This window comes from Nocardiopsis sp. NPDC055551 (genome assembly GCF_053619415.1).
The window spans coordinates 236,543-250,965 of the sequence record NZ_JBSHJJ010000007.1 but is presented as its reverse complement, the minus strand read 5'-3'; the positions used below and the strand labels follow the sequence as shown (position 1 = coordinate 250,965).

10 protein-coding genes are annotated in these 14,423 nt (G+C 70.3%); 9 read left to right on the top strand and 1 reads right to left on the bottom strand.

Translation table 11 applies throughout. From position 1 onward, the window contains the following. Window positions 1-1,068: a TetR/AcrR family transcriptional regulator gene (locus ACWGSK_RS14995; protein ID WP_452456043.1), complete on the top strand. Its 1,068-nt coding sequence runs from the start codon at window positions 1-3 to the stop codon at window positions 1,066-1,068. Between the two features lie 271 nt (window positions 1,069-1,339). After that, window positions 1,340-2,551, top strand: a complete 1,212-nt coding sequence (locus tag ACWGSK_RS14990; protein ID WP_452456042.1) for a PP2C family protein-serine/threonine phosphatase — start codon at window positions 1,340-1,342, stop codon at window positions 2,549-2,551. A gap of 40 nt (window positions 2,552-2,591) precedes the next feature. Here the strand turns inward: ACWGSK_RS14990 and ACWGSK_RS14985 are convergent, their stop codons facing one another. Further along, complete coding sequence (locus ACWGSK_RS14985) at window positions 2,592-3,392, bottom strand: cyclase family protein (protein WP_358515375.1); 801 nt, start codon at window positions 3,390-3,392, stop codon at window positions 2,592-2,594. Between the two features lie 150 nt (window positions 3,393-3,542). Here ACWGSK_RS14985 and ACWGSK_RS14980 point away from each other — a divergent pair, with 150 nt between their 5' ends. The 7 genes from ACWGSK_RS14980 to ACWGSK_RS14950 all read left to right on the top strand — a co-directional run bounded on the left by ACWGSK_RS14980 (window position 3,543) and on the right by ACWGSK_RS14950 (window position 14,329). Next, window positions 3,543-5,216 carry a glycoside hydrolase family 13 protein gene (locus tag ACWGSK_RS14980; RefSeq protein WP_358515378.1) on the top strand — a complete coding sequence of 558 codons (1,674 nt, stop codon included), beginning with the start codon at window positions 3,543-3,545 and terminating at the stop codon, window positions 5,214-5,216. A gap of 117 nt (window positions 5,217-5,333) precedes the next feature. After that, window positions 5,334-6,485 carry an FAD-dependent oxidoreductase gene (locus ACWGSK_RS14975; protein WP_358515381.1) on the top strand — a complete coding sequence of 384 codons (1,152 nt, stop codon included), beginning with the start codon at window positions 5,334-5,336 and terminating at the stop codon, window positions 6,483-6,485. A gap of 501 nt (window positions 6,486-6,986) precedes the next feature. Beyond that, on the top strand, window positions 6,987-10,139 hold the full coding sequence (locus ACWGSK_RS14970) for an ABC transporter substrate-binding protein (protein ID WP_358515383.1): 3,153 nt from the start codon (window positions 6,987-6,989) through the stop codon (window positions 10,137-10,139). A gap of 194 nt (window positions 10,140-10,333) precedes the next feature. After that, on the top strand, window positions 10,334-11,362 hold the full coding sequence (locus tag ACWGSK_RS14965; RefSeq protein ID WP_358515397.1) for an iron-siderophore ABC transporter substrate-binding protein: 1,029 nt from the start codon (window positions 10,334-10,336) through the stop codon (window positions 11,360-11,362). A gap of 71 nt (window positions 11,363-11,433) precedes the next feature. Further along, window positions 11,434-12,399: a FecCD family ABC transporter permease gene (locus ACWGSK_RS14960; protein ID WP_358515400.1), complete on the top strand. Its 966-nt coding sequence runs from the start codon at window positions 11,434-11,436 to the stop codon at window positions 12,397-12,399. Beyond that, the gene (locus ACWGSK_RS14955; protein ID WP_452456041.1) at window positions 12,396-13,487 is read left to right on the top strand and encodes a FecCD family ABC transporter permease; all 1,092 of its coding nucleotides are present in this window, start codon (window positions 12,396-12,398) and stop codon (window positions 13,485-13,487) included. Before ACWGSK_RS14960 ends, ACWGSK_RS14955 begins: the two co-directional genes overlap by 4 nt. Next, window positions 13,466-14,329: an ABC transporter ATP-binding protein gene (locus ACWGSK_RS14950; RefSeq protein ID WP_358515386.1), complete on the top strand. Its 864-nt coding sequence runs from the start codon at window positions 13,466-13,468 to the stop codon at window positions 14,327-14,329. Before ACWGSK_RS14955 ends, ACWGSK_RS14950 begins: the two co-directional genes overlap by 22 nt. The last annotated feature ends 94 nt before the right edge of the window (window positions 14,330-14,423 follow it).

Sequence of the window (14,423 nt, the reverse complement as noted above, 5' to 3'; positions counted from 1 at the left end):
ATGGTTCGGCTCAACAGGGCGCAGCAGCAGGAACACAATCGGGCGAAGGTGCTCGCCGCGGCCCGCGAGGAGTTCGCCGAACACGGCTTCCGTGGCACCGGCATCGACCGCATCGCCGCGCGCGCCGAACTCACCCGCGGGGCCGTCTACTCCAACTTCCCGGGTAAGCGCGCCCTGTACTTCGCCGCCTTGGCCCAGGCCGCCGAAGAGGCCCCGCCGGGGAAGGTCGACGCCACCACCATCGAACGGGCCCTGGGCGACTTCGCCCGCTCCTGGGTGGCCCGACTGCCCATCGGCGGCGACGAACGCGCGGGCGCCGACGCCATGGCCGAGATCACCGCCGACGCCCGGGTGAGCGCGACCTTCGCCCGTCTCACCATGCTGGAGTCGGTCCTGCTCGGTATCGCCCTGGAGCACCTGGACCCGGGCGGGCGCCGCGTCCGGGTGGCGCAGAGCGTGCTCACCACGCTGCACGGGGCCGAGCGGCTCGCCGCCGCGGCACCCGGCTTCACCGACCCCTTCACGGTCATCCGCGCCTGTGAGCACCTGGCCGGGCTCGCCCTGGAGGACGCCTGGCCGCTGCCGCACATCGCCCACGTCCCACCCGCCCGGGCCGCGAACGAGCCCTGGGAGGCCCCCACCGGGTTCGACCTGCTGACCCGCGCATCGGTGACGGTGGACACCGGGATCGTGGTGGTGCTCGGTCCGCACCGTCTGGAGGCGTTGGAGGAGGCCCTGCGCGCCGCGCCCGAGGGTGTGCCGGTCACCCTGGTCCCGGTCACCGATGATCCGGGCGAACTCCTGCCGCTGGTCCGGCTGGTCGTCGCCGAGTTGCGAGGTCACCTGTCCCGGGCCTTCCCTCTCCGGGCGTGGACCCGGGCGCGGATCGTGTTGGAGTCCGGCGTCGCCGCCGCGGCCGGCGTGGTCGATCCGGGCGAAGGGACCGAGTCCGCGCTGTCGGTCGAAGGCGGCCGGATCATCGCTCGGGCCGAGGGGCGGGGCGCGGGTCACGCGGTGGCCGCCTTCGCCGCCGACGTCGTGCGGGCGGGTGGGGCGACCGAGGGCTGAGCGAACGCTCATTCCGCGTGGTCCTCGTCGAACGAGCCCGGGTCCTCGTGTGGATCGTGGCCGGCGAAGGCGACGTTCATGATGTTCCCTTCCGGTGTCGGGGGTGGCCTCGAACCCCCTGTGAGTCAACTTAGGTTGACTTCGTCGAGAAGTCAATCAAGGTTGACTTCCTTCGGGGTGTACGCCTTTGAACCGCTCAAGGACACGCGATCGGGAACACCGGGTGACGAAACGTTCCGGTGTGACACTGAATGTTCCGGGAGGTGAAGGCGTGGACGATGTGATTCCGCTCGGCGAGGGCGAACTCCTCTTCGAGGAACTGGTCAGGTCCGTGCACGCGTGCGGGCCCATCGAAGTCCTGGAGATCGCGAACCGCTACGGCACCGCCATCGGGCTCGACAAGATCACCGTTCACCTCGTCGACCTGCAACAACACCTGCTGGTGCCGCTCACCGGCGGGCCCATCCTCGACATCGACACCACCGTCGCCGGGGAGGCCTACCGGAACGACACCCTGCGGCTGGCCGAGGGCGGGGAGGACCAACTCAGCCTCTGGCTTCCCCTCAAGGACGGCGCCGACCGCATCGGGGTCCTGCACGTCCGCACCTCCAGGCTGGACGAACCCACCCTCCGCCGCTGTCAGGCCCTGGCCGCGCTACTGGCCCTGGTCATCACGTCCAAGCGCGCCTACAGCGACACCTACGTCCGCCGCACACGAGCCCGGCCGGTGCGGTTGCGCACCGAGATGCTGCGCGCCTTCCTTCCACCGCGCACCCTCGGCACCGCACGCGGGGTCTCCACCGCGGTCCTCGAACCCGCCTACGAACTGGGCGGCGACGCCTTCGACCACTCCATCACCCGTGACACCCTGCACGCCGTCATCCTCGACGCGATGGGTCACGACCTCGCCTCCGGACTGACCGCGTCGGTGGCCATGGCCGGTGCTCGCAGCGCCCGCCGTAACGGAGCCGAGCCGGGCGAACTCACCGCCGGCGTGGAGAAGGCGCTCATCGACTGGCTGCCCGAACGATTCTGCACGGCGGTCTTCGCAGACCTGAATCTGTCCACCGGACTGTTCACCTGGGCCAACTGCGCGCACCCGGCCCCCTTGCTCATCCGGGGCAGGCGCCTGATCCCCGGGGCCATGGACCGTCCGCCCGAACTGCCGCTCGGTCTCAACGGGGTCGTCTCCGACAGCACTTCGCGCACCGTCCATCGGATGGCCCTGGAACCAGGAGACCAGGTGCTGCTCTACACCGACGGTGTCATCGAGGCGCACGCCACCGACGGGCGCATGTTCGGTCTGGAGCGCTTCGCCGACTTCGTCACCAGGGCGACCTCCGCCGACGAGCCCGCACCGGAGACGCTGCGCCGGTTGATCCATTCGATCCACACCCACCAGCGCGGTGGTTTCACCGACGACGCGACCATCATGCTGCTGGAGTGGACCCCCGATCCGAAGATCCCCGGACCCCGGAACTGAACGGTCGCGGGAACCGACCGTCCCGAGCCGATCGACCGTCTCACCACAGCGCGAGCACCCGGCTGGGCCCGCCCGAAGCGTCCAGACCGGGCAGCACCCCCACCGTGAGCGTCGCGCCCACGGGCGGCAACCGGTCCAACCCCGTCAGCGCCTCCAGCCCCCACCGGTCGGCGCGGCCGATCGCCTCGTGGGCGGGGAAGTCGGTCGAGTTCCCCGGGTCGCTGCTCAAGGTGTCCACCCCGAAACCGGCCACCGAGCGTCGCTCCACCAAGAACTCGCACACCTGTGGCGAGAAGCCGGGGAAGTGCCAGGCACCGTCCTCGTCCAGGCCCCGCACCGCCGCGTCGCCCTCGGCCCACCTGGAGCTCCACCCCGAACACATCAACACCGCCGTGCCCTCGGGGATCGGCCCGTGTTCGCGCTCGAACACGAGCACGTCGTCCACCCCCACCGTGGTGTCGGGATCCTCCGCCGCGCGCTCCCGGATGTCCAGCACCACCGCCGGCACGACGAGTTCCTCGGGTGCGATGTCGGGCACCAGTCGCCCGCCGCCGATCACGTGTCCGGGCGCGTCCAGGTGGGTCCCGGTGTGCTCGGTCAGGCTCCAACGCTGCAGGTAGAACCCGAACCCACCCTCCGGGGCGGGCGGGCTCAACGTCTCACGGGCCGGTTTCACCTCGTCCCAGGACGGCATGTCGGGGGAGATGGTGTGGCTGAGGTCCACCACCCGCCCGAACCCGCCGGGCCACGAACGCGCACCCGAGGGCCGCGTCGGCGTGGGGTCGGGCGCGGCCCCTCCCGTACGCGAACGAACGGTCTCACCGGTTCCGTGCAGACACATGGGTCCTCCTACCGCCTGAATGGTCTCGCCCGGGATATCCCCGGTGGGCCACCCGCTTCAACCGGATTCTCGTTCCGGGTGGCCGTTCCCCTCCCGTTCGGGCGGTCGGACCGATTGAATGGTCGCAACGTCCAGTGGGGGAGGAAGCCCATGCCCGAGGCCGGTGCCGAGTGGTGGAAGTCCAGCGTCGTCTACCAGATCTACCCGAGCAGCTTCAACGACAGCAACGGTGACGGGATCGGGGACCTGCCCGGGATCATCGACAGACTCGACTACCTGAAGCGGCTGGGGGTGGACGTGGTGTGGCTGTCCCCGGTGTATCCCTCCCCGTGGGACGACAACGGGTACGACATCAGCGACTACACCGACATCGACCCGCGATTCGGCACCCTCCAGGACTGGGACCGGCTCCGCGAGGGATTGCACGAGCGCGGCATGCGCCTGGTGATGGACCTGGTGGTCAACCACACCAGCGATCGGCACCCCTGGTTCGAGGCGTCCCGCGCCGGGGACCCCGGCAAGGACGACTTCTACCTCTGGCGTCCCGGGACCAAGGGCGGTCCGCCCAACAACTGGGGTTCGGTGTTCTCCGGGTCGGCCTGGACCCATGATCCGGGCCGTGACGAGTACTACCTGCACCTGTTCAGTCCCTCCCAACCCGACCTGAACTGGGAGAACCCGAAGGTGCGGTCGGCCGTGCACGAGGTCGCCCGGTGGTGGTTGGACCGAGGCGCCGACGGTTTCCGCATGGACGTCATCAACTTCGTCTCCAAGAACCCGAAGCTGCCCGACGGCCCGGTGATCGGCGACTACGGGATCTTCGCCGACCACGCCATCAACGGACCCCGCCTGCACGAGTTCCTGCACGAGATGCACCGGGAGGTGTTCGACGGCCGCGACGTGCTCACCGTCGGTGAGATGCCCGCGGTGAGCGTGGAACAGGCCCGTGTCCACACCAACCCCATCAACCGAGAACTGAACATGGTGTTCCAGTTCGAACACGTGGACCTCGACCACGGCCCCGGCGGCAAGTTCGATCCGCGTCCACTGGACCTGGTCGAGTTCAAGGCCTCACTGAGCCGCTGGCAGACCGGCCTGGGCGACGTGGGCTGGAACAGCCTCTACTTCAACAACCACGATCAGCCGCGGTCGGTCTCGCGTTACGGCGACGACGGGAAGTACCGGGTGGAGTCGGCCAAGGCCCTGGCCACTACCCTGCACATGATGCAGGGCACCCCGTACGTCTACCAGGGCGAGGAACTGGGCATGACCAACGCCCGCTTCTCCGACATCACCGACCACCGGGACCTGGAGACCCTCAACCACCACCGCACCATGGTGGCGACCGGGCGGGTCGACTCCGAGAAGGCGATGGCGGGGATCGCCCGGATGAGCCGGGACAACGCCCGCACCCCCATGCAGTGGGACGCCTCGGCGCAGGCCGGTTTCACCGACGGAACGCCGTGGATCGGGGTCAACGACAACCACACCGAGATCAACGCGGAGGCGGCCGTCGCCGACCCCGACTCGATCTTCCACCACTATCGGCGCCTGATCGAGCTGCGCAAGGAGCACCCGATCATCGTGCACGGTCGCTACACGCCGCTGCTGGAGGACGACCCCCGGGTGTTCGCCTACACCCGCACCCTCGACGGTCGGACCCTGCTGGTGTTGGCCAACTGGAGTGGGGAGACGGCCCCGGTGGAACTGTCGGAGGACGCTGTGGGCACCGGTGGGCGGATGCTCATCGGCAACCACCCCGAACCCGAACGGGTGCTCGCCCCGCTGCGTCCCTGGGAGGCGCGCGTCCACCTCTTCGACTGATCCTCGCCCGACGCCCCGTCCGCGGGCCGATCACCGGATCGTGATCGGCCCGTTCGTCGCCCACGCCCGATCCGTCAGTACGGTGTTGTAGGCCAAGCGAGCGGGTTGGGAGCTTTCATGAGGGTTGTCATCGTCGGAGCCGGTGTGGGCGGGCTCGCCCTGGCCCGCGGACTGCTCGACCAGGGTCACGAGGTCGAGGTGCACGAACGCGCGACGGGGCCGCGCACCGGCGGGGCCGGGCTGGGCCTGTACTCCAACGGTGTGGCCGCCCTGGCCGCGCTCGGGATCGACGTGTCCGGGATCGGCCGCCGTCTGGACGGCCTGGAGAACCGCGATCCCTCCGGGCGTGTGCGCTACACCCTGGACGTGGACGCGGCCCGCGAACACTACGGCTTCGAGACGCGCACCGTGCCCCGGCGGGACCTGCTGGCTCTGCTCGCCACCGGTCTGCCCGAGGGCACCATCCGCTACGGGCGGATCTGCACCCGGGTGCGGGTGAACCCGGACGGGTCGGTGAGCGCGCTGTTCGGCGACGGGGTCTCCGCCGACGGCGACGTGGTGGTGGGCGCCGACGGGGTGCGTTCGGCCGCCCGACGCGACCTGTGGGACGGCGACCCGGCCCGCCCCACCGGGTGGGCCAGTTGGCAGGCGCTGACCGAGGTGCCCATGGACGCCGCCGCGGGCACGCTCGCCGCGGTGGTCCAGGGCCGCCAGGGCATGTGCGGGATCATGCCGGCCGGGGACGGGCTGGCGCAGTGGTGGTTCGACGTGCGCTGGCGTTCGGGCATGCGGCGCCCGGTGTCCCCGGCGAGTGTGCTGCGCAGACTCTTCGGTGACTGGAAGGATCCCTGGGTGCGCGCGGTCCTGGAGCACGCCGCCGACGACGCACCAGAACTGTTCGAGCACGTCCGGCACCGGGTACCGAGGGTTTGGGGCGAGGGCGGGGCGACCCTGCTGGGCGACGCCGCGCACACGTTCCCGCCCTCCACCGCGCAGGGCGCCAACCAGGCCTTGGAGGACGCTTGGGCGCTCACCCGGGTGTTGGCGGAGGAGGGGGCCGAACGCGATCCCGCGCGGGCGCTGCGTCGGTACGAAAAGGCCCGCCGCGGCCCGGCCTCCCTCGCCTCGATGGCCTCCGGCGCGGAGGCGATCATGCGCTTCTCCCCACCACGTTTCCTGGGCCGCGAACGGCTCGGTGCCATGGCCACCCGGCGGTTCATCGGCTATCTGGGCGGCGTGAGCAACGTGCTGACCGACCGCACTCCCTGACCTGCATTCCAGCCCGGGGTGCTCGCGAATCCGAACGGGCACCCTTTTATGTGTGGGCCGAGTCCATTAGGGTTTTGTGGGTGGCATGAAGAAGTGAATGTCGGTGTGAGGCGGCCTGGAGTAGTCCTGGTTCTGGCTGTTCGTGGTGTTCTTTCCGTGCTGCGTGGACGGAAATCCCCCTGCGAATTCGAGAGTGGACACGGCATGGCTCATGGTTCTGCGCCCAACCCGATGATCACGCGCCCAGGTGTTCGGGAGGCCCTACGGGATCAGCTTCGTCCACTCCCTAAGAACTCTGCGCGCGACGCCAGGAAAATCGTTCTCCTGCATGGTGAGCGGGGTTCCGGCCGAAGCTCGGTCCTCGATTCACTGCGCGCCGAACTCGATGCTGAAACGGCTGTGGCCTGGCTCAACGCGGAGAATGCGCAATACCGTGGAGTTCCCGCCAAGTTGACGGTTCTGGCCAAACAACTCGCCGATCGCACCAAAGGACGCGAGAGCTTGTCCTTTCCCCGCCTGTTGGTGGGGCTCGCCGCGCTCCGAGCGGGGGAGGACGCGCGTTCCGAGTCCGAACGTCTCGGCCTTGAGCAGTCCGTAGTCCTCGGCGGTGAGCAGATCGAGGAAGCGTTGGACGGGATACATCGCGTGTCCCGCTGGGGGCGGGTGGTGTCGGAGACCATCGGTGGCGTCGAGTTGCGGGTGGACCTGGGCGTGGTGGCCATGGAGGGCGTCAAACTGCCCATCGTGTCGATCGGCGGCCTGGTCAAGCGGGCGGCCCTGCGCCCCTTCGTCGAGTGGTACGCCGAGTCCGCGGGCTCGAACAAGGGCAAATCGAACACGGGCAAGGGGACCGGGGTCCTCGCCGATCTGGCCCGCGACGATCGGGACCCCTCCGGGCGGGACATGGACGTCGCGCTGTGCGAGGCGTTCCTGGCCGACCTGCGCCACTCCCGTCGTGGCCGGGGGCGCCATCCGGCCCCGGTGGTACTGCTGGACAACGCCGACGCCGTCGACCCGGACGAATCGACCGAGGCGGGGACGTCCTCGCGCACGGCGGGCAGGTCGTTCCTGCGGCTGTTGAAGGACTCCCGTCCCATCCGGTCCGAGGACGCCGGCACTAACGAATTCGTCCTTCCCGTGGCGGTGGTCGCCACCGCCCGAAAGCCCCGCCCGGACCACCCCCTTCTGAAGCAGCTGAGGCTGCCGACCTTCGGCGTGGACGACTGCGGCAAGCTCATGTCGTGGCGTGGTCGCAGGCCGGAGGTGGTCGACTCCGAGACCGCTCGCTTGGTCCACGAGTTCTCCGGGGGCAACCCCTCGGTGGCCGCCGAGGTGGTGCGTGTGAGCGCCGAGCACCCGGAGGACGGGGGTGTCCTGAACCGGGTACTGGGACGGGACGACCTCGAGTCGAGGCTGTTGGACCGGCTGCTCGACTGGTCAGGGGCGCCCGAGAGCGAACGTGCCGCGTTGGAGATCTGTGCCCTGTCCCGTGACCTGGAGTGCGCGGAACAGCTCGCCAGGGAGGAGGGGCATCGCCTGAACCGGGTCGCCCCCCTGTTCTTCGGCGACGACGTCCCCGACTGGACGACCCCCTTGCGTCACCTCCTGGTGCGGCGCTTCGCCCGTGACGACACCGGTGGGGAGCGCTGGGTGCGCTACCACGAGGCCCTGGCCGGATACTGTGAGCGCTCAGGTGACCCCACCGGGGCCCTCTACCACCGGTTGGCGTTGGGAGGCCTGGGAACGGTCGCCGACGAACTCCTCACCGTCTTGACCGACGAAGGGGCCACGGACTCGTGGGAGGTCATGCTCGACGAGGTCACCCGTGCTCCGTGTCAGCACGTCGAGCACTGGGGTGAGGCCCCCGACGAACGCTTCGTTCGGCTGGAGCGGGAGTCCGTCGGGACCGGAATGGAACCCCACCGTGGTGAGGCCCGGCGTCTGGTCGCCGCACTGTGGTCCCTGTCCGACCCCTTCGGCGGACCCGAACGGGTGGACGCGCAGGATCAGGCCGCCTACGCCCTGATCGTGCTGCGCGGCCGGGTCACGAACACGGGTGTGCTCTCCAAACGGGAGGCCCGACACCGTAGGATCGCCGACGAACTTCGTCGACGAGACGTCACCTACCGCAGGTCCGCGCAGGACGACTCCCTCGTGCCGCCGAGACCGCGAGGCCGCGGACTCCTGGTCGTCTCCCTGGTGGTGGCCCTGGTTGTGGGAGGCGCGGTGGCCTTCGGGCCGGACCTGGTCTGTGGGGGCCCACTCTCCGGCCTGGTCCGGGTGGAGGGCGAGTGCGTCGGGGTCAACGATGGATCACACGTGTTCGACCCCGCCTTCACCGAGGTCCAGGGCCTGATCGAGCGGGAGAACACCCGGGTGGCCGGCGTCGCGGAGGAGGACGGTACCCCCGTGGCCCGGATCGCGCTGATGACGACGCTCACCCCCGACGGGCGCAGCCCTTTGGACACCGATCGGGTCCGGGCCGCCATGGAAGGGGCGCACGTCGCCCAGGTTCGGGCCAACCAGGACCAGACCTTCCACGGCGATCGTCCCCTGATCCAGCTGTACCTGGCCAATGAGGGCAGTCGTCAGCAGCACTGGCGGTACGCCGTCGACCGGCTGGTGTCGTTGTCCGAGGACGACGTTCCGCTGTTGGCGGTGGCGGGTCCGGGTCTGAGCAGCGACAGCGCCGAGCGGGCCGCCCTGGAACTGTCCGGTCACCGGATCCCCATGGTCAGTGGCATCGTCACCGCCGACGGTCTGGACGCCTCCACCGCCCCGGGTCTGATGCGCGCTTCGCCGACCAACTCCGAGTACGTCGCCTCACTGGTGGACCACGTCGAGTCCGAGCACCCCACCGCCGCGGGGATCCTGCTCTACGACAACACCGAGGACGACACCTACACCGCGACGTTGCGCGAGGCCTACGCCGAGCAGTTCGCGGACCACCTACCCCGTAACGAGCTGGAGTTCACCGGGAGGGCCATGGGACAGACCGCTCCCACGGCGTTCGCCAGCGCGGTCAACCACATCTGCTCCCAACAGCAGGGCCTGGACCTGGTGTTCTTCGCCGGGCGTGAGGACGACCTGGACGTGTTCGTCAATGCCTTGGCGGGGGAGAGGTGCGTTCCGGAGGACCCGCTGACCATCGTGTACGCCGCGACCGGGGTCACCGGTGGTGCCGAGCTCCATCGGGACCTCGACGACGGCAACCTCGACCTGGCCATGGCCTCCTCCACACACCCGGGGTGGGGCAGGGGCGACGTGGCGTCCCCGGCCGGGTTCGACGGGTTCCACGAGGTGTTCGTCGAACGGATCGACGCCGACCCCGCCAGGCTCGACGACGGGTACGCGATCATGCACCATGACGCCGTGGCGGTGACCGTGCACGCGGTGCGTCTGGCGTTGGAGGAGGTCGGGGGCGAACGGTTGCCCACTCCGGAGGAGGTCCGGAACCAGCTCTACTACCTGCACGGCGCGATGGCGGTCTCCGGGGCGGGAGGGGACCTGGAGTACGTGGCCGGCAGGGAGGGCAACCCCGTGGGCAAGCCGGTACCGGTCGTCCTGTTGGGCCACAGCCATGGTGGGGTCGTGGAGGAGGCTGGGAGCCCTCCGGGTGAGCCCTACCTCACCGGGGAACCGGAGGTTCCCTGAGCCTCGAAGCGGGTCCGGGCAAGGGTTCGGATTTTTTGGAATCGGGCCAAGTGAGGTTAGACTAACCTTGGTTGCGGTCGGGTTCGTCCTGATCCGCCCGGCTTTCGTGCTGCCCATACTCGGGCGCTCCCCATGTACGAAACGGCCCGCCGAGTACGACGAGGTCGCCTCCCGTGACGAAGAAAGCAGTGAGCATGAACCCCACTCTGCGCCGTTTCAGCGGTCTCGGCCTCACCGCCGCCCTGGCACTGGGCCTGGTCGCCTGCGGTACCGACGACAGCGGAGGTGACGGCGACGCGGCCTCCGCCGACGGCACCTTCCCGATCGAGATGGAGAGCGCGCTGGGGACCGCCGAGATCCCCGAGCAGCCCGAACGCGTGGTCACCCTCGGCCAGGGATCGGCCGAGACCTCCATCGCCCTGGGCGTGGTCCCGGTGGGTATCGAGAGCTACGAGTGGGGCGCCGACGACACCGGCTACCTGCCCTGGATCCACGAGGCCGTCACCGAGTCCGGCGAGGAACTCCCCGAACAGTTCGCGGGCGCCGCCGACATCGACTTCGAGGCGATCATCGAACTCGCCCCCGACGTCATCCTCGCCCCCTGGTCCGGCATCACCCAGGAGGACTTCGACATCCTCAACGACATCGCCCCCACGGTCGCCTACCCCGACCTGCCGTGGAGCACCGATTGGGACCAGCAGATCGAGATCATCGGTGAGGCGCTCGGGAAGCCGGAGGAGGCCACCGGCCTCGTCACCGAGATCGAGGACACCTTCGAGCAGGCCGCCGCGGACCACCCCGAGTTCGCCGACCTGTCCTTCTCCTACATCTACACCGACGGCCCCGGCACCCTCGGCGTCTTCCTGCCCGACGAGCAGCGCGTGGCCATGGTCCGCGGCCTGGGCCTGGAGGTCGACCCGATCGTCGAGACCTTCCCCGAGACCGAGGGCACCGACTCCGCCCTCATCGGGTTGGAGAACGCCGACCAGCTCTCCGACAGCGACCTGATCTTCACCTTCTACAGCGACCCCGAGTCGCGCGCCGAGATCGAGGAGCAGGAGCTGTACGCGGCCATCCCCGCGATCGAGAACGGTGCGGTGGTCGCCAGTGAGGACAACTCCTTCGTCACCGCCTCCTCCCTGATCAACCCGCTCACCGTCCCCTGGACCATCGACCGGTACGTGCCCCTCATCGAAGAGGCCGCCGCCGAGATCGACGACTGACCCATCACCAGGTGAACGTGAAGACACGCACGACGGCACCGCCCAAGGCCGGGCCCGTCCGCGCCACGCTCATGTTGGGCGTGGGCGTGGCGGCCCTGGCCGGCGCGGTTCTGCTCAGCCTGGTCGCGGGCAGCAAGCCCACGCCTCCGTTGGAGGTGCTGCGGGTGTTCACCGGCGGCGCCGACCCCTACACCGTCACCGTGGTGGAGAGCCGGATCCCCCGGACGATCGTCGGTGTGCTGGCCGGTGCCGCCCTGGCGCTGGCCGGCACGCTCATGCAGGGCGTCACCCGCAACCCGCTGGCCGACCCCGGCCTACTGGGCGTGAACGCGGGTGCCGCGGCGGCGGTGGTGACCGCCACCGCGCTGCTCGGGCCCACCTCGGTCACCGGAACGGTCTGGTGGGCGCTGCCCGGTGCCCTGCTGGCCGGGCTGGCGGCCTACACCGTGGGAACCCGCGGCGGCGACGGGGGCATGGTGCGTCTGCTACTGGCCGGGGCGGTCGTCTCGGCCATCCTCACCGCCTACGTACAGGCGGTGGCGCTCAGCATGCCCGACGTCTTCGACAGCTACCGCTACTGGGTGGTGGGCTCCCTGGCCGGGCGCGGCATGGACGTGGTCCTCGCGGTCCTGCCCGTCCTCTGTCTGGGGCTGGTCCTGGCCCTGTTCGTCATGGGCGGCCTCAACGCCCTGGCCCTGGGGGACGAGGCGGCCGTGGCCACCGGGGCCAACGTCACCGCCACCCGGGCCGGTGGTCTGGTCGCCGGGGTGCTGCTGGCCTCCGGAGCGACCGCCGCGGCGGGCCCCATCGCCTTCGTCGGCCTGGCCGTGCCACACGTGGTGCGCTCCCTGGTGGGGGTGGACTTCCGTGTCCAGGTGCCCTTCGCGGCGTTGGTCGGACCGACCCTGCTGCTGGTGGCCGACGTGGTGGGACGCACGGTGGTGCGGCCCATGGAACTCATGGTCGGCGTCGTCACCGCGTTCGTGGGCGCCCCGGTACTGCTGTACGTGCTGCGCAGGACGAAGGGGGCCTCATGAGCCGCACGATTTCCGAGCCCGCGTCGCGCCTGACCGCCCTCGCGGAGTCTCCCGAACCCACGCAAAGGGTGCTGCGGGTCGGGCGGTTGCTCGCCTTTCCCATCCACCCGCGTTCCCTCATCATCGGCTCGGCGCTGCTGGCGGTGCTGCTCGTGGCGGCCGCGGCCACCCTCAGCCTCGGCCGTCTGGGCATCCCCCTCGCCCAGATCCCCGCCGCGCTCGGCGGGCAAGGTGAGGCGACCCACCTGTTCGCCCTCGAACGCCTGCGCGGCCCCCGTCTGGTCGTCGCCGCCGGCACCGGCGTGGCCCTGGGGCTGGCCGGCGCCCTGTTCCAGTCGGTCACCCGAAACCCCCTCGGCAGCCCCGACGTGATCGGGCTCGCCGCCGGCGCCGGGGCCGGCGCTTCCGTCGCCGCGCTCGCGCTGCCCGGGATCGTCCCCGTCCCCTTGGGGGCACTGGCCGGAGCGTCGCTGGCCATCGTGATCGTGTACCTGGTGACCGGAACGGGGTTGCGCGACCCGGGCCGCCTCATCATCGCCGGGATCGGCGTGGCCGCCATGGCCACCGCCCTCACCCACTTCGTGGTGTCGGTGATGGCCCGCGACCAGGCAAGTGTGCTCGCCTCCTACGTCAACGGCAGCCTGTCCGCCAGGTCCTGGGACCACGCCGCCACCATCTGGGTGGCCGTGGCCCTGGCCGTACCGTTCGTGCTGGCGTTGGCCGGCCCCATCACCGTCAACGAGATGGGTGACGAACTCGCCGACTCCCTCGGGGCCGGCGCCACCACCACGCGCACCGGAGCGGTCGTGCTGTCGGTGGTGTTGTCGGCGGCCGCGGTGAGCGTCGCCGGACCCATCGCGTTCATCTCCCTGACCGCGCCCCAGATCGCCCGCCGGCTCAGCGCCGCGCCCGGACCCAACCTGGTGCTGTCCGCGGTGGTGGGCGCACTGCTCCTGGTCTGCGCCGACCTGGCCGTGCAACAGTCACCGGTCGGTGACGGGCTGCCGGTCGGTGTGTTCACCATGGCCCTGGGCGGCGTGTACCTGGGCCACCTGCTCATCCGCGAATGGCGAAAGGGAACCCTTTGAACGGCGAAACCACCCCGGTGCTCTCCGCTCGGAGTCTCACCCTCGGCTACGGGAGCGACCCCGTCGTGTCCGACCTGGACATGAAGGTCGACGAGGGCGAGTTCGTGGTGATCGTGGGCCCCAACGGCTGCGGGAAGTCGACCCTGCTCAAGGCGCTGGGACGGGTGAACCGGCCGGTCCGGGGCAAGGTCCTGCTGCACGGGGACGACGTGCGCTCCCAGCGCGCCAAGGCGGTCGCCCGCAAGCTCGCGCTGCTGCCGCAGAGCCCGCTGGCCCCGGAGGGCATCACCGTGCGGGCGCTGGCCGCCCGCGGGCGTTTCCCGCACCACACGCTGTTGCGCCAGTGGAGCCCCGAGGACGAGGTCGCCATCGCCGCGGCCCTGGAACTCACCGGACTGACCGACCTGGCCGACACCCAGGTGGGTTCACTGTCGGGCGGCCAGCGCCAACGCGCCTGGGTGTCGATGGTGCTGGCCCAGGACAGCCCCACCCTGCTGCTCGACGAACCCACCACGTTCCTGGACATCGCCCACCAGTACGACCTGCTGGAGCTGTTCGCCGAACTGCACCGGCAGGGCCGAACCGTCGTGGCGGTCCTGCACGACCTGGCGCAGGCGGCCCGGTTCGCCACCCGCCTGGTGATGATGCGCGACGGGGAGATCGTGGCCGACGGGTCGCCCGCCGAGGTGGTCACCGCCGATCGGGTGCGCACCGTGTTCGGGCTGGACTGCGACGTGATACCCGACCCGCGCACCCGGACCCCACTGGTCATCCCGCACGAGCGGGCCGTACCGGAGGGGCCGCGCGAGCCCGAGGGATCCGACCACGCCCGAGTGGGTTAGTCGCCGTCTCGTCGACCCCGGGGGTCACCCGTTCGGATGCCGAAGGTTCCCGACGACCTTCGGGTGTGCGCGAGGGGTACCATCCGGTCGGTAT